This window comes from Mucilaginibacter sp., assembly GCF_965225845.1.
Lineage (GTDB): Bacteria > Bacteroidota > Bacteroidia > Sphingobacteriales > Sphingobacteriaceae > Mucilaginibacter.
The window spans coordinates 2,687,171-2,712,025 of the sequence record NZ_CBDDBL010000002.1 but is presented as its reverse complement, the minus strand read 5'-3'; the positions used below and the strand labels follow the sequence as shown (position 1 = coordinate 2,712,025).

Here is a 24,855-nt window from a genome sequence, read left to right as displayed (position 1 = left end):
TTATTTTACTTCTTCAAAGTCAACGTCAGTTACGTTATCAGCATTTCCTTCAGCATGAGCTTCTGGTCCTGCGCCTTCAGCGCCTGGTTGTGCCTGGCCTGCATCTGCAGCAGCTTTGTACATATCTTCAGAGGCAGCGGTCCATGAAGTGTTTAACTCATTTTGAGCAGCTTCAATATCAGCTAAGTTTTTAGAAGCGAAAGCATCTTTCAGTTTTTTCAAACCTTCTTCAATAGGTGCTTTTTTATCAGCCGGGATCTTATCACCATATTCTTTCAATTGTTTTTCAGTTGAGAAGATCAGTGCATCGGCAGCATTCAGTTTTTCAACTTCTTCTTTTGCTTGTTTGTCGGCATCAGCATTAGCTTCAGCTTCGTCTTTCATACGTTTGATCTCAGCATCAGTTAAACCTGATGAAGCTTCGATACGGATGTTTTGCTCTTTACCGGTTGCTTTATCTTTAGCAGCCACATGTAATATACCGTTAGCATCAATATCAAATGTTACTTCGATCTGTGGCACACCGCGAGGTGCTGGTGGTATACCATCCAGGTGGAAACGGCCGATTGTACGGTTACCCGCAGCCATTGGGCGCTCACCCTGTAATATGTGGATCTCTACTGACGGCTGGCTATCAGACGCGGTTGAGAATGTTTCAGATTTTTTAGTAGGAATAGTTGTGTTTGATTCGATCAATTTAGTCATTACACCACCCATAGTTTCGATACCTAATGAAAGCGGGGTAACATCTAACAATAACACATCCTTAACTTCGCCGGTTAATACACCACCTTGAATTGCAGCACCGATAGCTACAACTTCGTCAGGGTTTACACCTTTTGAAGGTGCTTTACCAAAGAATTTTTCAACCGCTTCCTGGATTGCAGGGATACGTGTTGAACCACCAACCAGGATAACTTCGTCAATATCAGTAACCTTTAATCCTGCATTTTTCAATGCTGAACGGCAAGGATCGATAGTACGTTTGATCAGGCTATCAGCCAATTGCTCAAATTTAGCACGGGTTAAAGTTTTAACCAAGTGCTTAGGCATACCATCAACAGCAGTAATGTAAGGCAAGTTGATCTCGGTTTGTGCAGAGCTTGATAACTCGATTTTAGCTTTCTCAGCAGACTCTTTTAAACGTTGTAAGCCCATCGGGTCTTTACGCAAGTCAATGCCTTCATCGCTTTTAAATTCGTCAGCCATCCAGTCAATGATCACCTGGTCAAAGTCATCACCACCTAAGTGGGTATCGCCATCGGTTGATTTTACTTCGAAAACTCCATCACCTAATTCCAGGATAGACACGTCATGTGTACCACCACCGCAATCAAATACCGCAATTTTCATATCCTTGTGTGCTTTGTCTAAGCCATAAGCTAAGGCAGCAGCAGTAGGTTCGTTTATTATACGGCGTACTTTTAAACCTGCGATTTCGCCTGCTTCTTTAGTAGCCTGGCGTTGTGCATCGTTAAAATAAGCCGGAACGGTGATAACCGCTTCAGTAACTTCGGTACCTAAAAAGTCCTCAGCAGTTTTCTTCATTTTCTGAAGGATCATTGCTGAGATTTCCTGTGGAGTATAGTTACGGTCGCCAATTTCTACACGTGGGGTGTTGTTGTCACCTTTAACCACTTTATATGGTACACGGGATGCTTCTGTGGTAACTTCGTTAAAGTTGTTACCCATAAAGCGTTTGATTGAAAATATAGTTTTTGTAGGATTGGTGATAGCCTGACGCTTCGCCGGATCACCCACTTTACGTTCGCCGTTGTCAACAAAAGCAACTACTGATGGTGTAGTACGCTTGCCTTCGCTGTTAGCAATAACTACGGGTTCGTTACCCTCCATTACCGCAACGCACGAGTTCGTTGTCCCTAAGTCGATTCCAATGATTTTAGCCATTATATTGTTTTTTCTTGATTGATATTGTTGTTTACAGATTGTATTTAACAAGGGTTGTGCCAATGTTGCTTTGGCAGAGAAAAGAATTGTTTAGGTTATGTGAAAGGATAAATTTCGTCAGAATGGGAGATAATGACGGTGACAGGTTGGCAGAAGCTGAGAATTAGCGTCATTGCGAAAGAAGCAGTCTATATGTTGTATGTACAAAATTGATTGTGGCTGAATTTCGCACTGAGGTGATAGAAGTGTTGCGCGTATTACTTCCCTGTTGGTGTTGTCGCCAAAAAGTTAATGCCTTTATTGTTTTTGGTGATACCCCTATTACAACACCAACAAAGGCATAACTTTATTCTATCTCAGTTATCGCCAGGGTCTTCCTTACCCATATTTATATAACAATCTGCGTACTCTACCCACTCTTTATTTTCTTTGTAATAAAAATTGTAAGTGAGCTGAGTAGAAATATTTGAGTATTGCTCCTGGTCAAGATACAAGGCAATTGAGCCATTTCTAAAATATATTGGTTTCGAAAAAGTATATATAATAGAACATTCGTCTGATTGCGATTTAGGCAATTTATTTGTAATCAGAAATACGGATTTAGTGCTGTCAATATTTATAAGCTTTGAATTCGGAAACATGCCAGAAGGCCATTCGAATGACTTAAGCTTTTTTAATTCTGCTATCAAATATGTTTGTTCAGCTACGGTTACAATCAGTGGTGCTTTATTAGCACCCATATACAGGTCGCTTACAGGATATACTTTTTTTGAGCGTAACTGTTTAATTGTGGCATCAATTACTTCAGGCTGAATCTTATTCGCGTAATATAGTGTATCACAATGGCGCAACCCTTTCCACTCCTCATGTACATGGCTCATGGTTTGAAAGTTGATTGGTGCTTGACTAAAAGATTTATAACTAATAATTAGAAATAAGATTAAGGCTATATTTTTCTTAAAAATCATCTCGAATTTTATTATAAAGCTATAAAAAATAGTTTTTATCTAATAATTATTATTTTCCGCAGGCTTAAACCTCGCTATCGTCTTCCGGCCTAAATCATAGCTAATGCGGAATACTTCCTGATTATCGTTGTAATGACCAGGAGAACCGTGGAAGCTGGCGATGAATTGCCCGGTAATGCGCTTGGCCCTGAATGGAGTATAAATCACATCAAGTCGGTTATAAAATGTTTTTTCGTAGTAGGAGTCGCCGTAGTAGATGATGCTGCCCTGGCCTTTGTATACTTCGTCCCTAAGGGCTAATCGCGGATTTATTTCTGCATAGGCAGTAAACACAAAGCCATTGCGTGTTTGCCAGCCGGTGCTGCCACGCTCCCTTAAAAACGATGTAAGGTTACCTGCCTCAAATGCTAATGAGTCTAAGCCTGATTTCTTCGTCAGGTCTAATCCAAGTCTTAGTTCCAGCGCGCCGTTATCATAAATATGGTCGGTTGGTTGTAGTATAGCTGCACCGGCATCGTGCTCCATCATAAAGTAATCCCTGATGTAAAAAGGGCTGTCTTTACCAAAGGTGAATTTACCTTCGGCCCCAAACATAAATTCTTCGCGCTGGGTGTCGGTTTGGCGGCTCAGCCAGTCGATAAAGCCTATCTGCCAAAAATTTCCCGCCTGGTATCGCGTTAGCAAACCTTCAATATTCGGGCGAAAGTACATTAAGGTATCGTTCAGCATAGCACGCGGGAAATCATCAATTAAACCCTCACGCGGGAATTCACCGGCATTAAATAACCAGTGGCTGCTTTCAAAATGATAGTAAGCTACCGGTACAGCGCTTAAAAAATAGGGCTGCGCGCCGAATTCATGTATGGCATTGGTACCAACCCTGAAGCTATTATTACTGTCGATAACCAGGCCAAAATCCAATGCGGTACGTGTGCCTGAGTAAGTGCGTGAGCGGGGAATAAAGGCTTTATATTCGCGGTTATCTAACCAGCCCAAGGCATTAAAATGTACATCAAGACTATCTTGTGCAAAGGCTGCGGCTGATGTTATAAATAATAAGAATGCTAATAAGTAAAGTTTTTTAATCATAAAGGGTAATTATTTGTCAGGGGTATTTAATTCGCTGTAAATTTAACTATTCTGCTGTTTTTGCTGCCATTAAAAGGGTCGGTACGGATAGAAAATACCAGGTCGTAAGGGCCTTTTTGCTTTGGGGTGACAATTGTGAATTTGTAATATGTACTTTGTTGCGGCTTTAACGCAATATGATTAAATGTAGTATCGGCCGTCTGGATTTTCGCATCGCCCTTTTCATCAAAAAAACAAGCATCCAAATATACATGGTGTATGGTGCCGGTATTGCTAAAGTTGATGGCGAAAGGATACGGATTTTTGATCACAAGGCCAAAAGTGTGCTTTTGGCCGGATGGCAGGCTCATCTTGTAATTCCCATTATCAACAGTCACTTTTTGATAGGTACGCACATCATTAACCCAACCGGTATACCAGGTTCCGGCGGGTACTTTGATAGAATCAGTAGTTATGCCTTTCAGTTTATATTGCAGCACATATAAAACGCGTTTGTTTTGAATGCTGTCCTCAATAGGCCAAATGTCGAATTGGGTACCGCGATAATACCTCGAATCGTAGGAAAATCCTTTCAGCGTATTGTTATAATAATCGTATTTAGATGGGTTCTGAAAGCCTTCATTAAAAACCACATAGTTATCACCAGCCCTTTGCATAACCGCATAAGCCCATTGCTTAAACCCGAACTGGCTTTGCAATCTGCCGATAGGAATACCGGCTATCAGCGCGAAGCGCACACATAAAATAATTGCGATGTTGATATAAGCCACCGGTAAAAACCATTTCGGCAAATTTGGTTTTTGGGCGAAGTTGATCACGATGAGCAGGATCAGCGGTGCAAAGGAGATGTAGGTCCATTGCGGTTGTACCTCGCCGCGGAAAGATGAGATCAGGAAAAATATCGGTGTGCCAATGCAATTCACCATCAGGCAGCGGATAAAGGCATCTGTAATTTTGGTGCTGAAACCTTTGTAGAATAGATACCAACCGATGATTGGCCCTGCCATTAATATCTGCCCGAGGGGATAGAGGTAAGTAAATTCGGGATGATACTTTTCTGCCGAACGCTCAGACAAATGATAGTTAAGGGATGGGAAATTGTGATGTACCTGCCACAAAATATGGGGGATGAACAGTATGCCCGCTAACATTACGATCAGCCAGAAGGAAGGGCGTTTTAATAATTTGATGTTGGAGATAATGGTAAAGCTGATGAGTAATACTGCATGATACTTGCTATATAGTAAACAAGCGACTACTAAACCCAGGACAAAAGCCAACAGCCAGGTATCCTGCTCGATATATTTTTGGTAGAAATAATAAAATACAACAGCAAAAAAGAATAAAGGCGCATCGGGAGTTGTGGTGAACCCATACATGTGGCACATGAACATGCAGGCGATCACGATGACAAACAACTTGGCGCTGGCATTATATTTTTTCAGGATGAGCCATAGGATGTAAAATGATAGGGTACTGACAGTTATGGTCAATATCCGCAAGCCAAGCTCATTGTGCATAATGCTATCACCAAAGCGGATAAACAGCGCCACCATAGGGGGGTGATCGAAATAGCCCCAGTCCAGAAAACGGGAGTAGAGCCAATAATAGGCTTCGTCGGCATGAAGCTCAAGCGTATAACCTTGGATAATATTCAGCACCGTCCATCCAAACAGGAAATACCAGATGATCTTTTTAGACTGAAGTGAGTAACTGACAATGGTGCCCGGCATTCAAATATCGCTTTGGTTACAGCCCGTAAAGTTATAATAAAACTATGAAGCTGAAATGAAGCAAATTTATGCCCGGATAAAATATTTTACGCACTTTAGGCGAAAATTATTACCAATGAAAAGAGCTATAGAAATCCTAAAATTTCCACGCCAGCGCGTACTAAATGAAATAAGCCATTTAAGCGTTGAGCAACTCAACAAAATACCTGGTGGCTTTAATAATAACATCATCTGGAACCTTGGGCATATGATCGCTTCGCAGCAAGGCATTTGCTATTTGCGCGCCGGTTTGCCTGCCAGCGTTGAAGAAGCATTTTTTCACACTTATAAATCAGGAACTAAACCCGAAGGTTTTCTTGATGCTGCAGGAGTGGAGAAAATCAAAAAAATGTTGTTCACCACGCTCGAGCAATTAGATACTGATCAGGATAGCGGTATTATGGCTAACTATACACCGTTTGTTACCCGTTATGATGTTGAAATAAACAACATTGATGAGGCCATTGCTTTTTTGCCATTTCATGATGGATTGCATATTGGCTATATTATGAGTTTGAGGAAGCTGGTGTAATCCTAAGGTTTAAGTGGGTGTCATGCTGAGCCTAGTCGAAGCATGTGGGTGAGGCCTTTACGCTTATGTTTCGAGTGGCCTCAGCATGACCCTTACTTATGTTATCCTTAATTATATTTATCGTTAGCTATGCCCTTGAATACTATGCGGCTTATAAAGTTCCTCTAACTTTTTGATCTCCTCGTCGCTTAGTTTTAACGATAAGGCCGCTGCCGCATCTTCTAAATGGCCCGGTTTGCTTGCGCCAATAATAGGAGAGGTGATCACCGGCTTAGTTAGCATCCAGGCTAAGGCTACCTGCGCGTTAGGAACGCCATGTTGCTCCGCAATTTCGGTAACACGTTTTACGATTTCCATATCCGATTCATCAGTATACAATGATTTACCGAACGCATCGGTTTGCGCGCGCTTGGTATCGTTACGTTCTTCAGGTTTGCGTGTCAGCACCCCGCGCGCCAATGGCGACCAAGGGATAACCGCTATCTTCTGATCCTCACATAATGGCAGCATTTCCCGTTCTTCCTCACGATAGATTAGGTTATAGTGCGGCTGCATGGATACAAATTTGGTCCAGCCATTTAGTTCAGCTGTATACAACGCCTTTGCAAACTGCCAGCTATACATGGATGATGCGCCGATGTATCTTGCCTTACCGGCTTTTACAATATCATGCAAGGCCTCCAAAGTTTCCTCAATCGGGGTATCATAATCCCAGCGGTGGATCTGGTACAGGTCGACGTAATCTGTGCCCAGCCTTTTCAAGCTCGCATCAATCGCGCTCATGATGTGTTTGCGCGACAGGCCTTTATCATTTGGTCCCGGCCCCATTGGGTTGAATACCTTGGTGGCCAATACATAGTCGTCGCGTTTAGAAAAATCTTTTAGGGCGCGGCCGACCACTTCCTCACTGGCGCCGTTGGTGTATACATCGGCAGTATCAAAAAAGTTAATGCCTAATTCCAATGCCTGTTTAATAAACGGGCGGCTTTGTTCTTCGTTCAATGCCCATTGCCAGCGGTCGGTAGGTGTACCGTAGGTCATAGTGCCAAGGCATAGCCTTGAAACGATCATCCCGGTATTCCCAAATCTTGCAAATTCCATAATGCAGGTGTTTAATTAAAAAAAACGTTCAGGCAAGGTAGAAGTTTCAACTATTATCTAAAAGCGGATAACAAATATGTGACGGGTAAATCTGCGTTTCAATAGTGTTTCAGCATGAAACACTATTAGGTATATTTTGGAACAAAAACATTACAATAACGAAATTTTTCGAGTAAAACGATCGGAAAACAATAAAAATATGATGTTTTTTGACCATTTTTACGTGTAAAACAACCGTTTTAGAGCAAAAATGGGCTAAAAGTATTTCAAATGTGCTAATTGTTTCACCTGTTTTCGTGAAACAGTACAACAAAATGCTAAATTAATAATCGGTAAATTAGCACAAAAAAAGCATGGACGAATACCATAAAGAGATAGCCGCAATAGGCGCGAAAAATGCAGTTGAAATTACGGGGGATCTGATAGATTATTATAAGATCATGCAAAGGCCTAATGAGAGTTATAAAATTGTTTGGGAGAAAAAAGCGTCAACCCACATCAAGCATAAAGTTACCGCAGTAGTGAAGAAATATTTTATCCCGACTTTTTAAAGATATTAAGCAATAAAAAGCCCGGTTGTAATTTACAACCGGGCTTTTTATTAAAGTTCCCCTTTAGGGGGGCGGAGGAGATTAAACTCCTAATAATAACCTTGTTGGATCTTCAAGCAATTGTTTAACCCTTACCAGGAAGCTTACCGATTCACGGCCATCAATAATTCGGTGATCATAAGATAAAGCGACATACATCATCGGGCGGATAACAACTTGACCGTTGACAGCAACCGGGCGCTCAATAATATTGTGCATACCCAAAATTGCAGATTGCGGTGAATTGATGATCGGGGTTGATAACATCGATCCAAACACACCACCATTGGTGATGGTAAATGTTCCGCCTGTCATTTCCTCCAGTGATAATTTGTTGTCACGGGCTTTAGCTGCTAACGCTGCGACGGCTTTCTCAATTCCGGCAAGGCTTAAGCTTTCCGCATTCCGGATAACCGGAACCACTAAACCTTTTGGTGCAGATACCGCGATAGATATATCAGCATAATTGCTGTAAACTACTTCCTCACCTTCAATACGTGCGCCTACAGCAGGCCATTCTTTTAATGCCTCGGTTACTGCTTTGGTGAAGAACGACATAAATCCTAAGCCAACACCATTTTTCTCTTTAAATTTATCCTTATACTTAGCACGGATATCCATGATCGGCGACATGTCAACCTCGTTAAAGGTGGTCAACATCGCAGTCTCGTTTTTAACAGATACCAAACGCTTGGCGACTGTTTTACGAAGAGAAGACATTTTCTCACGTTTCTCGGTACGCTCACCCGGGTTGATCTCGGCAATCGGGGCTGCAACAGCTGCAGGTTTTGGAACAGGGGCAGCAGCCGGTGTATTTTGCGCTTTCAGTGCATCTTCCTTGGTTATTCTTCCGCCTACGCCGTTGCCATTTACGCTGGCAGGGTCAACGCCTTTTTCGGCTAATATTTTTGCAGCAGCTGGCGATGGTGTACCCGATGCATAGGTGGCTTGTTTTGATACATCAGCAGTGGTTAAGGCTAATTTTTCCTCTTCCTTTGCTTCTTCTTTAGTAGGAGTAGCGGTTGATGCTGATACTGCCGGGGCAGAAGCGGCTGAGCCGCCCTCTTCAATAGTACAAACTACGGCACCAATTGACAATACATCACCTTCTTTAGCTATTGTTTTTAAAGTTCCGGCTTTTTCGGCAGTAAGCTCGAAGGTTGCCTTGTCTGATTCTAATTCAGCAATTACTTCATCCATTTTTACCGCTTCGCCGTCTTTTTTTAACCACGATGCCAGTGTTACTTCGGTAATTGATTCGCCAACCGGCGGAACTTTGATCTCTAAACTCATATGTTTTAAGTTGTATGTTATGAGTTGTGAGTTTTAGTTAAGCGGTTACTTACAACACGCAACATACAACTCACAACAAAGTATTAATCAGCACTGGCCGTAGCCATTTTTTGTGTCGTTTTGTTAATTTTTTCCTTTAATACCGGGCCGGCAGGTGATTCAAATGCTTTAGAAATAATGTGCAATTGTTGGGCAGCATGTTGTTTCGCGAAACCTGTGGCAGTACTGCTACCTTCTAAACGTGATATTACGTCTAAATTCAACACATCGCCCTTGCGGAATTTGCGGCACATATATGGCCAGGCCCCCATGTTTTCAGGTTCTTCCTGTACCCATATAAATTCTGTGGCTTTGCTGTAATTAGCTTTTATTTTAGCCATTTGCTGAACAGGTGTCGGATATAATTGCTCGATACGAACAATGGCTACATCCTTACGCTGATCGGCTTGCTGTTTATCTAACAGATCATAATAGATCTTACCTGAGCAGAATAAAACGCGTTTAACTTTTTTCGCATCTGCAAAGCTGTCATCAATCACTTCCTGGAATTTCCCTTCGGTGAAATCAACCAATGGTGACACACATTTAGGGCTGCGAAGCAAGCTCTTTGGTGTAAACACGATCAATGGTTTACGGAAATCGCGGTGTATCTGGCGGCGCAAAATATGAAAGAAGTTTGCAGGTGTAGTGCAATTAGCTACCTGGATATTGTTATCGGCACAAAGTTCCATAAAGCGCTCAATACGTGCTGATGAGTGCTCGGGTCCCTGGCCTTCGTAACCATGTGGCAATAACATTACCAAACCGTTACCGCGTTGCCATTTTGTTTCTGCACTGGCTATGTATTGGTCAACGATGATCTGTGCACCGTTAAAAAAATCACCAAATTGTGCTTCCCATATAGTTAAAGCACTCGGATTCGCTAATGCATAACCATATTCAAAGCCTAATACACCATATTCAGATAATAAAGAATTGTAAATGCTGAATTTAGCTTCGGCTCCTATATTATCCATCGGGGTATATTCTTGTTCCGAATCAGCCAGTGTTAATACGGCGTGGCGGTGCGAGAATGTACCACGTTTCACGTCCTCGCCACTTAACCTTACGGCATGGCCTTCTTTCAATAAAGATCCATAAGCTAATAATTCGCCCATTGCCCAATCGAATACGTGGCTTTTTTCAACCATCGCATTGCGATCCTGGAACAATTTCTCTATCTTCTTGAAAAACTCTTTGTCCTTTGGTAATTCAGTCAGTGATTTACCGATAGCCAATAATTCATCTTTTGGAACAGCAGTCTCGGTTTTTGCAGTGGTTTCCTTTTCGGTAGCTATATGCAATCCTTCCCATGCACCGGCAAACATTTGGATAGGCTCGCTAAATCTCTCTTCAGCTTTTGATTCGTCTAATTGAGATTGTAAAAGATCGCGGAATTTCTTTTCAGATTCTTTTGCGAATTCTTCAGTGATAGAACCCTCAGCCAAAAGCTTGTCTAAATAAACTTTGCGTGGGTTTTCATGTGCGTCGATGGCTTTATATAATACAGGCTGAGTGAACTTAGGTTCATCAGCTTCGTTATGGCCATAGCGGCGGTAGCATAAAATATCTATAAATACGTCGCTGTGGAAAGCCTGGCGGTATTCCATAGCTAAGTTGATCACATAAGTAACTGCCTCAACATCATCGCCATTTACGTGGAAAACCGGCGAAAGTACAGTTTTGGCAACATCAGTGCAATAAGTACTTGAACGTGCATCTAAATAGTTAGTAGTAAAACCGATCTGGTTATTGATCACCAGGTGGATGGTGCCGCCGGTACTGTAGCCATTCAGTTTTTCCATTTGTAAAACCTCGTAAACTATGCCCTGGCCAGCAACTGATGCATCACCATGAATCAATATCGGCGCGATCTTTTCTTCGTCGCCATTATATTTAAAGTCGATTTTTGAACGGGTAAGACCCTCTACAACCGGGTCAACCGCTTCTAAGTGCGATGGGTTAGGGCAAAGGCTTAAGTGAACGCTTTTACCTTCGTCGGTTTTTACGTCGGTTGAATAACCTAAGTGATATTTAACGTCACCACTAAATGGTGAATCTTCATCATAATTTTTACCTTCAAACTCAAAAAAGATCTCCTTATAGGTTTTCTTCATGATGTTTGCCAAAACGTTCAAACGGCCACGGTGAGCCATACCGATGATGTATTCCTGTATGCCTAACGATGATCCTTTTTGGATAACCGAATCAAGTGCAGGAATAATAGCTTCAGCACCTTCTAACGAGAAACGTTTCTGGCCTAAAAATTTGGTACCTAAAAAGTTTTCGAATATTACAGCCTGGCTAAGTTTTTCAAACATCAGCTTTTTCTGTTCGACTGTAAACGATGGTGTGTTACGGGTGCGCTCCATACGCTCCTCAAACCATTTTATTTTTATCGGGTTGCGTACGTAGCGGTATTCAGCGCCAATGGTACGGCAATAAGTGTCTTCTAAAGCCTGGCGAATGTCGCGCAATTTGGCAGGGCCTAAACCAATTTCTACACCTGCATTAAATACGGTTTCATTGTCAGCCTCGCTCAAACCAAAAGTTTCCAGTTCTTTGCCCGGAAAATAGTGGCGGCGTTCGCGTACAGGGTTGGTTGTTGCAAACAAATGGCCGCGTGTGCGGTATCCATTTATCATATTAAGCACATTAATCTCTTTCAGAAAATGTTCAGGAGTTTCAGCACTTACTTCGGTTGCTTCGGCGCCACGGCCAAAATCAAAACCTTCAAAAAATTTCTGCCATCCAAAGTCGACAGAGGCGGGGTCTTGCTTATATTCTTCGTAAAGGGAATCAATAAAAGCTGCGTTTCCGCTATTTATATAATTTAGGCGATCCATGTGTAAAACCATTCAATTAAACGGTACAAAAGTAAGCATATGTGCTTACAAACTTTAAATTTAATTTATAAAACATTCATTTTAAAACAAAACAATAGGCTGTTGGCTGAAAATAAACAAGCGTTAGCGCTTATGTAACAGTTTGTGCAAAAAGTTGCGCACATAAGAAACACCCTCTAACGCTACGGCTATTAGCCCTATAATAACGGTGAAATCTTCGAAAGAGTTCATGATTGGTTGTTTTATTACATTATAGACGTGATGTTTAACCAAAAGTTACACCTAAATAATTTGTTTACAGCGTATTGACAGGCGATTTAACTTTATCAGCAGGCAGCCAGGTATCAATAAAACTATTTTTAGTCTCCAGATCTGTTTGACGGGCTGTATTATAATAGCGGCTATCTTTTGGGTCGCTACCTATGCCTGCAATAAAAGCCCAGTTTCCCCAATTGCTTGCCGGCGAATAGTCTATCAATTTTTCCTCAAAATAGGCTGCACCTTTGGTCCAGTCAACTTTAAGGATATTCACCAAATATCCGGCTGTTGTTTGCCTGCTGTAGTTGTTGATATAACCGGTTGCATTTAATTCGTGCATAATGGCATCGATCAATGGTGTTCCTGTTTCCCCATTTTTCCAGTTGGTAAAAAGTTCATCCTGGTTCACAGCGAAATCGCTTACATCGTTGCTATTTTTGGCTGTGATAAACTTTTGACCATGTTTTTTAAACATAAACCTGAAATAATCGCGCCACAGCAATTCCACAATTAATGGACTATTGTTATGCTGGTTATCCTCGTTTTTTAAAACATCCCAATAAATTTGTCGTAAGGAAATACAGCCAACAGATATCCACGGCGAAAGGTGGGACGTGACAAATAGACTATCGATTTTCCCATTTTTAGCGCTTACAGCGCTATTATTTGATATAAAATAATTTAGTTGTCTTAGTGCTTCCGTTTCGCCGCCAATGAATTTAGTTGTAGCGCGAGGATCGTCAGCAGGCTCGGTAAGGCCTAATTGCCGTAAAGTTGGTAATTCGCCGGCATCGGTGATAACTGGAGTATGAATTTCTCCTGGTGTATCAATACAAGGGCGAACGTTGCTATCGCGTTCAATTTTCTTTTTAAAAGTGACAAAGCTGTCCGGTATATCCTTTATTGGGAACGGAAGATCCTCTTTATGATAAAGCGTATGGCCGATGAAGTGTTTCAGGTTAAGCTTTATCTTCCATAAGGCTGTTTCCACCTGCTCAGATATTGATGTTTCTTCATAAGCTACTTCACGGTGATGATAAACCTCGTTAACATGGTATTCCTCACATAATTGCGGAAGTATTTCGGCAGGATCGCCTATGCGGATCACTAACTCAGCGCCATGCTCTTGCAGATTTTTACGCAGATCAGCAACAGATTCAAATAAAAATCTTGCACGAAAATTGCCTGTTTTGAACTCGCCTGATGAAGATTTTGTGAAATAAAAGGGATCAAAACAATATACGGGCAAAATTTTATCAGCTTTACGGATAGCTTCTAACAGTATTTCGTTATCGTGTATTCGTAAATCATTTCTAAACCAAACCAGAATAGTTTTTTCGCTCATGTATAGCAGACCCTTTAGAAAAAAGTGGTGTACAAAAGTTGCAAATTTTTATTTGTTTTTCGCATGTGTAGTAATTATTTGACATGTGCTAAACATTTTTAGTATTGATCGCTTATTGTAATATCAAATTTTATTACCCGTTTAATTATAGATAAGCATGACATATAGGTGTTTATCTATGCTTAATTTTATATCATAATTAAAATTATATGGCAACTATAGAAGGTATCAGAAAAGCATACATCGATTATGTGCTTACAGAAGGCGTTCAACCAAAGTCGGTTTATATATTCGCCAAAAAAAATAAAATGACCGAGGCTGAGTTTTACCAGTTCTTTGGTTCGTTTGATGCGATCGAGGAAAGCATATGGTCAGGTTTTGCATTGAATACCCTGATTGAAATCCGTGCGCAGGAAGTATGGCAGGAGTATTCATCGCGCGAGAAGGCATTGTCATTCTTTTACGCTTTTTTTGAGTTGCTTAAAGGCAGCCGCAGCTTTGCGGTTTACAGCATTAAAAAGCAACCTAAAGGATTTACAACCCCTAAAGTATTTGAAAAGTTAAAAGAGATTTTCGAAGGTTTTGCCGAAGAGGTCATCAGTGAAGGCATTGAAACAGGAGAATTATCCGATCGTAAATTTTTGTCGAAACGTTATAAAGATGCCTTATGGATACAATTTGTATTTGTGCTTAATTTCTGGATCAACGACAGCTCAACCGGCTTTGAAAAAACCGATGAAGCGATTGAAAAAGGCGTTAACGTAACCTTTGATCTTTTCCAGCGCTCACCAATTGACAATCTTTTTGAGTATGGCAAGTTTTTAGCTAAAAACGGCGGTATGAAAGAAAAGATGGGATTTGGCCAATTTTAATAAACCAGTTCTTTACCATTGTTATTCCGGTCATCCAGAATGACAAGTTTATAGATTTAACCCTTTGAAAAACTTCTTCGCAATATTCGATATGGATGGTACCCTTATCGATAATACACCCTATCACTTTAAATCGTGGCAGGCATTTTTTAAAAATCATAGTTTAGGCGATATCACCGAGCAAACCTATAAAACAGATATTAGTGGTGTCCCTATCATTGAAACGTTAAGGCGGTTATTCCCTAACGCTGATGAAGCAACACTAAAAGGATACCTTGATGAAAAGGAAAAATTCTACCGAGAAATTTATGCGCCATTTTTAAGGCCGATAAATGGATTAGAGAATTTCCTGTCCGAAATGAAGAGTGCTGGCATAAAAATGGCCATGGCATCATCAGCAACCATGGGTGATATTGATTTTATACTCAATAAAGTGCCCATCCGTGATGATTTTGAGGCTATTATTGATGGCAGCCGGGTAACCAAAGGGAAGCCAAATCCGCAAATTTTTTTAAAGGCTGCCGAAGAATTGAATGCCAAGCCTGAGGATTGCGTGGTATTTGAAGACTCGTTGGCTGGAATTAAAGCTGCCAATGCAGCTGGCATGAAAGTGGTAGGCATTACTACCGGGCATGCGGCAGCACAATTGCAACCATCAAATTTGACAATAGACGACTATTCTACTTTGACGGTACAAAAGCTGGCTGCATTATTTGAGTAGTTTATGGAGTGTTTTTCTCATCATAAATTACGTATATGAACAAAAAAGATATGAGCGATACGCCAAAAGAACAAAATAGTATACCAACCAGTAAAGTACAACGATCAGGTAAGTTTGTGAAGACAGGCTTTAAGATCGGGGGTAATTACATCAAACATTATTCAAAAAAACTGTTTAATCCTGAGATGGATAACAGCGAATTAAATGAGGATAATGCTGCCGACATCTACGAATCATTAAGCGAGTTGAAAGGCAGTGCCTTAAAGGTAGCCCAAATGCTGAGTATGGACAAAAACTTGCTGCCGCAGGCTTATGTAGATAAGTTTTCGCAATCGCAGTATAATGCGCCGCCATTATCTGGTCCGCTTATCGTGCAAACTTTCAAAAAGAATTTAGGTAAAACACCTGAGCAGATCTATGATAAATTTAATCTGAAATCCACCAATGCAGCCTCAATAGGGCAGGTGCATTCAGCTGAACTAAATGGCAAAAAGTTGGCGGTAAAGATACAGTACCCGGGTGTTGGCGATTCTATATCATCCGACCTAAAGTTGGTTAAGCCATTCGCGTTCCGCCTACTTGGTATGAGCGAAAAAGAACTTGATGTTTACATGCGCGAGGTAGAAGAGCGTTTGTTAGAAGAAACAGATTATGAACTGGAAATTCGCCGATCGGTAGAGTTTTCAAACGCTTGCGCTAATTTAAATAACATCGTATTTCCGACCTATTATCCTGAATTATCAAGCAAACGCATTATCACCATGAGTTGGCTTGAAGGTCAACACTTGAAAGAATTTTTAGCTACTAACCCATCACAGGAGTTAAGAAATACAATAGGGCAAGCGCTGTGGGATTTCTATAACTTTCAGCAGCATGAATTACGCGCCGTGCACGCCGACCCGCACCCTGGTAATTTTATGATCACTCCTGACGGTAAGCTTGGTGTAATTGATTTTGGTTGTATAAAAGAAATGCCTGAAGATTTCTATTCGCCGTTCTTCTCGTTAACATCAACTAATTTACTGGATAATAAAGAGGAAACGATCAAGGCGTTTCGCTTGCTGGAAATGATCCATCCAAATGACACGCCAGCCCAAGTTGAGTTTTATTACGGGCAGTACAAACAAATGATCCGTTTATTCGCCATGCCTTATATTGATAGCACATTTGACTTTAGCGAAAGTAAGTTCTTTGACGAATTATATAGTTTCGGCGAGAAGATATCAAAAATGCCGGAGTTTAAACAGGCGAGAGGTGTAAAGCACTTTATTTATGTTAACCGCACTAACTTCGGCTTATACAATATTTTACATGAGCTAAAAGCGACAGTTAAAACAGATACTTACAAGCCGCATGTAACAACACAGTTTACGGTAGACAGCTTACAATAATTATAACATGATATTAAAAGACTCATTTGTACATCACGTACATTTTTGGTTAAATGATAAAGCAGATAGCGCGAAATTTATTAATGGCTTGCAAGCATTAACTGCTATAAAATCAATAAAAGACATACATATCGGCATACCGGCAAGTACAAGCGGCGGCCCGGTAGATAACTCGTATGATGTTTCCTTGCTCATTATATTCAATAGCCAGGCTGATCATGATTCATATGATGTAGATCCTATTCACCAGGAGTTTATAGCGAAATATGCTGAGCTTTGTTCAAAGGTAGTTGTGCAGGATAGCATAAATGTCTAATATCGTCAGCATATTCCATTCAGGAATACGCTGATGCAAACAGGTTCTGATTTATATTGTTGCCCATATATGAAAGTATTAATCGCAGGTGCTAACGGTTACATCGGTACAAGGCTAATACCTGTTCTTTTAGAACAAGGGCATGATGTGGTTTGCCTGGTGCGGGATAAGCGCCGCTTTCATGAGCAAAGTGACTATAGTGATAAAGTTCAGCTATTAAAAGGCGACTTGTTGCACAAGGAATCTATAGACGAATTCCCTGCTGATATTGAAGCTGCTTATTACCTGGTGCACTCTATGTCGCAAAATGAAGATTTTGCCAAATTAGAAGCATCATCTGCAGAGAATTTTGTGGAGGTGCTTAACAAAACCAAAGCCAGGCAAATCATCTATTTAAGCGGAATCACAAATGATACTAATTTATCCAAGCACCTGCAATCGCGCAGGCATGTAGAGGATGTTTTAGCTGATGCTAAGTCGCCTTTAACCGTTTTAAGGGCATCTATCATTATTGGTTCCGGCAGTTCATCGTTCGAGATCATTCGTGACCTGACGGAAAAGCTGCCATTAATGACTGTACCTCGATGGGTTAATACAAAATGCCAACCAATCGGTATCCGTGATGTGTTAGGTTATTTAGAAGGTGTTTTGTTGAATGAACAAGCCATCAGCAAAACTTTTGATATTGGAGGGCCGGACATATTAACATTTAAGGAAATGATGTTGGGTTACGCTAAAGTGCGTAAACTAAAAAGATACATTATTACTATTCCTTTCCTTTCGCCAAAAATATCATCATACTGGCTTTACTTTGTTACCTCAACAAGCTACCAGCTTGCGCAAAGCCTGGTTGACAGCATGAAAAATGAGACCATTGTAAAAGATCACGCGATTGATGAAGTGGTGCCGCGCAAATGCCTGCATTATGAAGAAGCTTTAGAATTAGCTTTTAATAAGATCGAACAGAATTCAATTGTATCCAGCTGGAAAGATGCCCTGAATATGGGCTACCTCAACTCAGATTTTATGGATCAGATCAAGGTGCCTCAAAATGGTACATTAGAGTATAAAGTCAAGCTTTCTATTCCTGGTGATGATCAACAAGTTTTAGATAATATTATGGCTATTGGTGGCAACCGCGGCTGGTATTATTGGGACTGGATCTGGGGGATTCGCGGTATGCTGGACAAAATGGTAGGCGGCGTAGGTTTGCGTCGCGGCCGTACCAGCAATGTAAGCGTGTCGCCGGGTGATGTTATCGATTTTTGGCGGGTATTATTGGCTGATAAAAAAACCAAGCGATTATTATTGTATGCTGAAATGAAATTACCGGGCGAAGCCTGGCTTGAATTTAAGATCATCGATCGCAATGGTAAAAAAATACTCTCGCAAATTGCCACCTTCAGGCCTAACGGTTTAGTAGGCAGGTTGTATTGGTATAGTATGCTGCCTTTCCATTTATTTATCTTTAAAGGAATGGCAAAGCAACTTATCGCATTTAAAATTCCAAAGGTTAGCCTTTCACATTCATAAAACTCCATGCAAAAGCACATATTATTAACCGGGGGTACCGGCCTTATTGGCACGCAGTTAACAAAAATTTTATTGGCAAAGGGCTACCAGGTAAGTCATTTAGGCAGAAAGCCTGGTAATGACCCTAATGTTAAAACCTTTCTATTTGATACAGCTAAAAAAGAAATTGATCCGGATTGCATAGACGGGGTTGATACTATTGTTCATTTAGCCGGTGCGGGCGTAGTGGATAAAAGATGGACAGATGAGCGCAAACAGGAGATCATCGATAGTCGTACCAAGTCAATTGAATTGATATATGGCCTTCTTCGCCTAAAAAATAATATCGTCAAATCAGTTATTTCAGCGTCAGCTACAGGTTACTATGGTGATAGGGCAGATGAAGTTTTAACTGAAGAAAGCAAACCCGGTAATGATTTTTTGGCTGAGGTATGCCTGAAATGGGAGGCTGCTGCGGATGAGGGATTGGAGTTAGGTTTGCGTGTGTTGAAACTACGTACAGGCATTGTTTTGGATAAAGATGGCGGCGCTTTACCGCAATTAGCTAACCCGGTAAAATGGGGAGTAGGCTCACCACTGGGTACGGGCAAACAATGGATGCCGTGGATCCATTGGCAGGATGTAGTTAATTTGTATATTTATGGTATCGAAACCCCCGGGTTAAGGGGTGTTTATAATATGACAGCGCCAAACCCTGTAACCAATCAGCAATTAACCAAAGCGGTGGCTAAACAACTCAATAAACCATTTTGGGCGCCAAATGTGCCCGAGTTTGTTCTAAAGTTGCTCATGGGTGAAATGAGGGTCGCAGTATTGGAGAGCGATAGGACATCGGCACAAAAAATTGAATCTGCAGGGTTTAAATTTGAATTTCCTGAATTGCAGGGTGCATTAAAAAATATCTATGGCTAATAATAATCCAGTTACTATATTTTGGTTCAGGCGCGATCTTAGGATCGAAGATAATGCCGGTTTGTACCGCGCTTTAAAAAGGGGCAACCCGGTATTGCCCATATTTATTTTTGATAAAGAGATATTAGACAAGCTGGAAGATAAAGATGATGCACGCGTCACCTTCATCTATAATGCCATTGAAGATATAGACAAAGAGTTAAAAAAACATGGCAGCAGTTTATTGGTATATTATGATAAACCGGGAAATGCCTGGTCGAAACTTTTAAAAGACTATCAGGTATCGGCAGTTTACACTAACCATGATTATGAACCTTACGCCAAAAAGCGGGATGATGAGGTCACAAAACTATTAAAGAAGCACGACATTGAATTTAAGACTTTTAAAGATCAGGTAATATTCGACCAGGATGAAGTTTTAAAAAATGATGGTACACCTTACACTGTTTATACACCATATCAGCGGAAATGGTACGAGACACTTAAACCGTTCTATCTTAAAGCCTATCCTACAAAAAAATATTTGCATAACCTGTTAAAAACAGATAGTTTAAAAATTCCGTCCCTTAAGGAAATAGGCTTTGAAAAAAGCATGGTGGATTTTCCTTCACGGCGATACGAAGAAGTTATCAAGGATTATGCTGATAAACGCGATTTTCCGGGAATTAAAGGAACATCACATATTGGTTTACACTTACGATTCGGCACAGTAAGTATTCGAGAGTTAGCATCGACAGCAAATGGATATAAAGAAAAGACCTGGCTGAATGAACTGGTTTGGCGCGAGTTTTACATGATGATACTGGATCATTTTCCGCATACCATGGATCATGCCTTCAGGCCTGAGTATGATAAGATCAAATGGATAAATGATGAACAACAGTTCAAGGCCTGGTGCGAAGGGAAAACTGGTTTTCCATTAGTTGATGCAGGTATGCGAGAATTGAATGCCACAGGCTATATGCATAATCGTGTACGTATGGTTGTAGCCAGTTTTTTAGCCAAGGATCTGTTAATAGACTGGCGTTGGGGCGAACATTATTTTGCCCTCAAACTACTCGATTACGAAATGGCAAGCAATGTTGGCGGCTGGCAATGGGCGGCAGGCAGCGGTACAGATGCGGCGCCATATTTCCGCATTTTCAATCCTGAATCTCAGCTTAAAAAGTTCGATCCTAAATTTGAGTACATAAAAAAATGGGTTCCGGAGTATGCTGACTTTACGACATATCCAAAACCCATTGTTGATCATGCTTTTGCACGTGACCGTTGTTTAAAGGCATTTAAATTGGCCCTTGCTAAATAATTACGGATAAACTCTTCTCACCTCAAACTCAAAACGTAAACAACTATTCACCGGAACAGATATATCAGCGCTTTGGGGTACTTCACCATATCCTAACGCTGATGGAAATATCATTGAAACTGTTGATCCGGTTGTAGTATGGCTCAATGCTTCCTGAACACCCTTGGCTAAAGCAGGTACGTCCAAACTTGTCGTATCAGCAATGCTGTTATTGTGTTGAGTGAAAACTTGATTATCAAGCAATCTACCATAAAAGTTGGCTGTGATTGTTGAGTTTTGGTTTATCGTATCAGTGCCTGTTCCCGGCGTTCTTATTGAATACCAATAATTGGTGCCTGGCAGGTTAACCGATGGGGCCTTTACATAAGTTATACCAGTTGTTGGTATATAATTTTGAATTACCTGTTCATCATAAGCTTCTTGTGCTTTATTATATGAATATTGGTACCCAAATGTGTTTGTACCGTAAACCATATCTGTTTGTTTAGAAATTATGTGCACATATATATCCAGGCTCTGGTTACCTGCAATATGACTGCCGGAAATATTGATACTGCCCGAACCATAACCAGCCTTTCCAAAACCTAATTGTGATGGTATAAGCATCCGTATTCTGCCGCCACTGTATTTTAAATCATTAAGAATAGCAATTTCAACTCCCGGCGGAATAGCACCACTTGCAATATGGCCAACATAACCAAAAAAATGATTTGCAATTGTATCAGAAGTGGTATACAATCCATCTAAGCTTTTTAAAGTGAATACAAAGGATATTTGATCCGTATAAACTAAAGGTGTTCCTGTACCAGGGCTTAAAATTTGATAGTATATACCTGATGTATCGCCGCCTACAGTATCTTTTTGCATACCGGTTAGATTATTGCTCTTAATATAGCTTTGTATCTGGGTTTGGTCGTATTGTGCAATGGTTTGTTCAACACCATTTTTTCGGCACGACATAAACCCAATAGTAGAAAGTAGTAAAAGAGTAAAAATTGTTTGTTTCATTTAATTAATTAGTTACACTATAAATTCTTATGTTAAAATCAAGAATAGCATTTGCTGGTAATCCGAGGTCTGCTTGTGCGTAGTGCCCATAAGCGTATCTGGATGGTATGAGTAATCTTACTTCTCCGCCTGCATTACATTCAGGTATACCCAATTGCCACCCCGAAATTACATTGGCCAACACATATGCGGGATGATAGATACCTGTTTCATAAAATTGGGTTTCTCCGGTTCCTTTTTGGTTAAAGTAACTCCCTGTATCGCCCACAGTAACTTGTGTTGAAGTTGTATAAAGCGTACTTGTTGTCCCAGTATCAATTATCATATAATAAACACCAATGGTGTCGTTATTTTGTACATGTTTAAATTTGCCTTCCAGTCCGGCGCTCCTGATGTATTTACTCACAAGGGAATCATCTATTTTAGCCTGAGCCGCATATTGTGCAGGGCCAAATAAGGATGATTTTGTGCAAGCCGTAAAACAGCAAACCAAACAAAGCGCAATTATTAACAGTGTCCTGTTCATTTAATTTTCAAACGGCAAATTTATTCTTTTATAATTCAAAAACGGCAGCTTAACATTTTTTAACAAATATTACAGTGATTTAACCCGTTAAACGGCAAAATATTATAACAATAATTGATTTTTGTGATGTTTAAGGCTTGTAGTTCAGGGTGAGTTGATTGATTTTTTCAAGCATATTAATTAAATACTGCTTGTCGTTTTCATTTATGTGCGCGTTTAAATAATTATTAAATTGCTTTACAACCCCTCGGGCTAAGTGGCGTTTTTCTTTTCCAAGTTCAGTAAGATATATTTTAACCGATCTTTTATCACCTGGGTTTGATTCACGGTAGATCAATCCTGTTTTCTCCAGCTGGTTGAGCATACGTGATAAACTGGTTGATTTTAATCCCAATAATGCTGCAGCTTTTGAAACCGTTGTGCCCTCCTGCTCATCAATATTTATCAGCAAATAACCTATTGATTGTGTAATGCCAAATTCAGTTACCAGTTGGTTATAACGGTTGGCAACGGTTTGCCAAACTATCTTCAAAAAATAGTCAATAGTTTCCTGGCTTTTTACATTGTTTCGCATAGTTCACAAACATAAGTAAATTTTGATCCCTCCGCAGTTACCAGCCTAGTTTAGTGTCATCACCACGCGGATCAGCACCGCCTTCATAATGGCCCCATTTAGTTTTTAAAATGGCATCAACGCGTCCGATTCCTTTACGGTCTACAAATTTGTAACCCTTATTTTGCAATTTACGAAGCGTTGTGCTATCAACAGCGCCCTTTTCAATATAAACCTCGTCAGGCATCCATTGGCTATGGAAACGTTTTGAAGTTACGGCCTGCTGCATACTTTGGTCAAACTCAATCACATTTAATATAGTTTGAAATACTGATGTGATAATGGTTGATCCGCCCGGGGTACCTACTACCATAAAAAGTTTCCCATCTTTTTCAATGATGGTTGGCGTCATTGATGATAACATGCGTTTGCCTGGTTGTATACTGTTAGCCTTACCCCCAATAAGGCCAAACATGTTTGGTACGCCCGGTTTTTCACTAAAATCATCCATCTCGTTATTTAGTAAAAAGCCCCCGCCTTTAACAAATATTTTCGACCCGAATGAATCGTTTAATGTAGTGGTGATGGCTACCGCATTACCATCGCGGTCAACAATGCTGTAATGCGTAGTTTGGTCACTTTCATAACCAACAAATGTGCCCGGTTTAATAGACGCGCTTGGTGTGGCTGCGTTCCAGTTAAAGCTTTGCATGCGCGACGCGATGTATACCGTGTTTAATAAACTATCTACCGGAACCTTAAAAAAATCAGGGTCGCCTAAATATTTTGAACGATCGGCATATACCCTACGCTCAGCTTCAACTATCAATTGTATTGTTGAATCCTGGCTATATCCCCACCTGTGCAAAGGGTAATTTTCAACTGATTTTAATAATTGAATTAAAGCGATCCCGCCGCTTGAAGGAGGTGGCATGGTGATGATTTTAAATCCCTTGTAAATGCCAATAATAGGTTTGCGCCATACTGCATGATAGTTTTCAAGATCTTTTTTGGTGAAGATGCCGTCTCCAATTTTCATTTCGGCAATCAGCTCATCAGCAACAACGCCATTGTAAAATCCTTCACGACCTTTATCACGAATCAGTTGCAGGGTTTTTGCCAGGTCAGTTTGTACCAATAAATCGCCTTGTTTCCATTTATCACCTTTTAAAAGGTATGATTTGCCGGGATTAAGTTTTTTGAATTTTGCTGCATTATTATTCAAATCATTAGCCAGATTCGCGGTTATATTAAATCCATTTGTGGCCAAATCAACAGCAGGTTGAACAAGATCAGCCCATTTTAATTTACCATACTTTTTATGTGCCTCAAACATCCCATCAACAGATCCGGGTATACCCGATGCTTTATGCGTGTATAGGCTCATGTCAGGTATTGGGTTTCCTGCGGAATCAAGATACATATTTGTAGTAGCGGCACCGGGTGCCTTTTCCCTGAAATCAAGCGTGTTACTTTGCCCGTCCGCACCGCGGTATACCATAAAACCTCCCCCGCCAATATTACCGGCCTCGGGTAAAGTAACCGCCAACGCAAACTGAACAGCTATAGCAGCATCAACCGCGTTACCACCTTTTTTTAAAATATCTAAACCAACTTTTGATGCATCCGGGTAAGCACAAACTACCATACCGTTATAAAATTCGCCACCACTTGTATTACCTAATGCCCCTTGTACGCAACTGTTTAATAATGGCAATGCTAAGAAAATTAATAGGGTATAAGCTGCTTGTTTGAGTTTAATGATTTTTAGCATTTTAATATCAGGGGTTATATGTATTCAATCAAAATAAAATAACATTGAATAAAGCACTAAAATAGAATATTTTGATACATTGACGTTTAAAACCAAATTGTTTTTTGTTAAATATCAGCATAATTATTAGCTGACCACTTGTTTTTTTGGCTATCAATGCCATAAAATGTAATTTCGCCCGTTATTGATTGTAACATTTATA

General features: G+C 40.5%; 21 protein-coding genes. 9 read left to right on the top strand and 12 right to left on the bottom strand.

Translation table 11 applies throughout. From position 1 onward, the window contains the following. The 4 genes from dnaK to ACYZ0U_RS16390 form a co-directional block, all read right to left on the bottom strand. Nucleotides 1-1,908 (bottom strand): molecular chaperone DnaK, encoded by a 1,908-nt coding sequence (gene dnaK, locus ACYZ0U_RS16405; protein WP_461453614.1) that lies wholly within the window; start codon nt 1,906-1,908, stop codon nt 1-3. Nucleotides 1,909-2,264: 356 nt separating this feature from the next. Then, nucleotides 2,265-2,876 (bottom strand): hypothetical protein, encoded by a 612-nt coding sequence (locus ACYZ0U_RS16400; RefSeq protein WP_461453613.1) that lies wholly within the window; start codon nt 2,874-2,876, stop codon nt 2,265-2,267. 39 nt (nt 2,877-2,915) lie between these two features. Further along, the gene (locus ACYZ0U_RS16395; RefSeq protein WP_461453612.1) at nt 2,916-3,965 is read right to left on the bottom strand and encodes a hypothetical protein; all 1,050 of its coding nucleotides are present in this window, start codon (nt 3,963-3,965) and stop codon (nt 2,916-2,918) included. Between the two features lie 26 nt (nt 3,966-3,991). Next, complete coding sequence (locus ACYZ0U_RS16390) at nt 3,992-5,698, bottom strand: ArnT family glycosyltransferase (protein WP_461453611.1); 1,707 nt, start codon at nt 5,696-5,698, stop codon at nt 3,992-3,994. Between the two features lie 115 nt (nt 5,699-5,813). Between ACYZ0U_RS16390 and ACYZ0U_RS16385 the strand changes: the two genes are divergently transcribed. Beyond that, on the top strand, nt 5,814-6,269 hold the full coding sequence (locus ACYZ0U_RS16385; RefSeq protein ID WP_461453610.1) for a DinB family protein: 456 nt from the start codon (nt 5,814-5,816) through the stop codon (nt 6,267-6,269). Nucleotides 6,270-6,392: 123 nt separating this feature from the next. Here ACYZ0U_RS16385 and ACYZ0U_RS16380 read toward each other — a convergent pair whose 3' ends face one another. Continuing rightward, a complete protein-coding gene (locus ACYZ0U_RS16380; RefSeq protein ID WP_461453609.1) occupies nt 6,393-7,370 on the bottom strand; it encodes an aldo/keto reductase in 978 nt (325 codons plus the stop codon). Between the two features lie 353 nt (nt 7,371-7,723). On the opposite strand from ACYZ0U_RS16380, the gene ACYZ0U_RS16375 reads away from it, so the two are divergent. Next, on the top strand, nt 7,724-7,921 hold the full coding sequence (locus ACYZ0U_RS16375; RefSeq protein ID WP_461453608.1) for a hypothetical protein: 198 nt from the start codon (nt 7,724-7,726) through the stop codon (nt 7,919-7,921). Between the two features lie 81 nt (nt 7,922-8,002). Here the strand turns inward: ACYZ0U_RS16375 and odhB are convergent, their stop codons facing one another. From odhB to ACYZ0U_RS16360, 3 genes are all read right to left on the bottom strand, one after another. Then, nucleotides 8,003-9,253: a 2-oxoglutarate dehydrogenase complex dihydrolipoyllysine-residue succinyltransferase gene (odhB, locus tag ACYZ0U_RS16370; RefSeq protein WP_461453607.1), complete on the bottom strand. Its 1,251-nt coding sequence runs from the start codon at nt 9,251-9,253 to the stop codon at nt 8,003-8,005. 83 nt (nt 9,254-9,336) lie between these two features. Next, the gene (locus ACYZ0U_RS16365) at nt 9,337-12,138 is read right to left on the bottom strand and encodes a 2-oxoglutarate dehydrogenase E1 component (RefSeq protein ID WP_461453606.1); all 2,802 of its coding nucleotides are present in this window, start codon (nt 12,136-12,138) and stop codon (nt 9,337-9,339) included. Nucleotides 12,139-12,433: 295 nt separating this feature from the next. Then, nucleotides 12,434-13,741 (bottom strand): DASH family cryptochrome, encoded by a 1,308-nt coding sequence (locus tag ACYZ0U_RS16360; protein ID WP_461453605.1) that lies wholly within the window; start codon nt 13,739-13,741, stop codon nt 12,434-12,436. A 209-nt stretch (nt 13,742-13,950) separates the two neighbouring features. Here ACYZ0U_RS16360 and ACYZ0U_RS16355 point away from each other — a divergent pair, with 209 nt between their 5' ends. The 7 genes from ACYZ0U_RS16355 (at nt 13,951) to ACYZ0U_RS16325 (ending at nt 20,792) form a co-directional block, all read left to right on the top strand. Further along, the gene (locus ACYZ0U_RS16355; RefSeq protein ID WP_461453604.1) at nt 13,951-14,613 is read left to right on the top strand and encodes a TetR family transcriptional regulator C-terminal domain-containing protein; all 663 of its coding nucleotides are present in this window, start codon (nt 13,951-13,953) and stop codon (nt 14,611-14,613) included. Between the two features lie 64 nt (nt 14,614-14,677). Beyond that, the gene (locus ACYZ0U_RS16350) at nt 14,678-15,334 is read left to right on the top strand and encodes an HAD family hydrolase (RefSeq protein ID WP_461453603.1); all 657 of its coding nucleotides are present in this window, start codon (nt 14,678-14,680) and stop codon (nt 15,332-15,334) included. A 35-nt stretch (nt 15,335-15,369) separates the two neighbouring features. Further along, nucleotides 15,370-16,725 (top strand): ABC1 kinase family protein, encoded by a 1,356-nt coding sequence (locus tag ACYZ0U_RS16345; RefSeq protein ID WP_461453602.1) that lies wholly within the window; start codon nt 15,370-15,372, stop codon nt 16,723-16,725. A 7-nt stretch (nt 16,726-16,732) separates the two neighbouring features. Next, complete coding sequence (locus ACYZ0U_RS16340) at nt 16,733-17,041, top strand: Dabb family protein (protein WP_461453601.1); 309 nt, start codon at nt 16,733-16,735, stop codon at nt 17,039-17,041. A gap of 69 nt (nt 17,042-17,110) precedes the next feature. Then, nucleotides 17,111-18,574: an SDR family oxidoreductase gene (locus ACYZ0U_RS16335; RefSeq protein WP_461453600.1), complete on the top strand. Its 1,464-nt coding sequence runs from the start codon at nt 17,111-17,113 to the stop codon at nt 18,572-18,574. A 6-nt stretch (nt 18,575-18,580) separates the two neighbouring features. After that, nucleotides 18,581-19,486, top strand: coding sequence for a TIGR01777 family oxidoreductase (locus tag ACYZ0U_RS16330; protein WP_461453599.1), 906 nt, complete (start codon nt 18,581-18,583; stop codon nt 19,484-19,486). After that, nucleotides 19,479-20,792 (top strand): cryptochrome/photolyase family protein, encoded by a 1,314-nt coding sequence (locus tag ACYZ0U_RS16325; protein WP_461453598.1) that lies wholly within the window; start codon nt 19,479-19,481, stop codon nt 20,790-20,792. The genes ACYZ0U_RS16330 and ACYZ0U_RS16325 overlap by 8 nt, the downstream gene beginning before the upstream one ends. Here ACYZ0U_RS16325 and ACYZ0U_RS16320 read toward each other — a convergent pair whose 3' ends face one another. From ACYZ0U_RS16320 to ggt, 4 genes are all read right to left on the bottom strand, one after another. Then, the gene (locus ACYZ0U_RS16320) at nt 20,793-21,800 is read right to left on the bottom strand and encodes an FKBP-type peptidyl-prolyl cis-trans isomerase (protein ID WP_461453597.1); all 1,008 of its coding nucleotides are present in this window, start codon (nt 21,798-21,800) and stop codon (nt 20,793-20,795) included. It lies immediately after the preceding gene. A 4-nt stretch (nt 21,801-21,804) separates the two neighbouring features. Continuing rightward, nucleotides 21,805-22,326 carry an FKBP-type peptidyl-prolyl cis-trans isomerase gene (locus ACYZ0U_RS16315; RefSeq protein ID WP_461453596.1) on the bottom strand — a complete coding sequence of 174 codons (522 nt, stop codon included), beginning with the start codon at nt 22,324-22,326 and terminating at the stop codon, nt 21,805-21,807. A gap of 130 nt (nt 22,327-22,456) precedes the next feature. After that, nucleotides 22,457-22,900: a MarR family winged helix-turn-helix transcriptional regulator gene (locus tag ACYZ0U_RS16310; RefSeq protein ID WP_461453595.1), complete on the bottom strand. Its 444-nt coding sequence runs from the start codon at nt 22,898-22,900 to the stop codon at nt 22,457-22,459. A 37-nt stretch (nt 22,901-22,937) separates the two neighbouring features. After that, entirely contained in the window at nt 22,938-24,653 is a 1,716-nt protein-coding gene (ggt, locus tag ACYZ0U_RS16305; protein ID WP_461453594.1) for a gamma-glutamyltransferase, read from the bottom strand. Nucleotides 24,654-24,855: the final 202 nt, after the last annotated feature.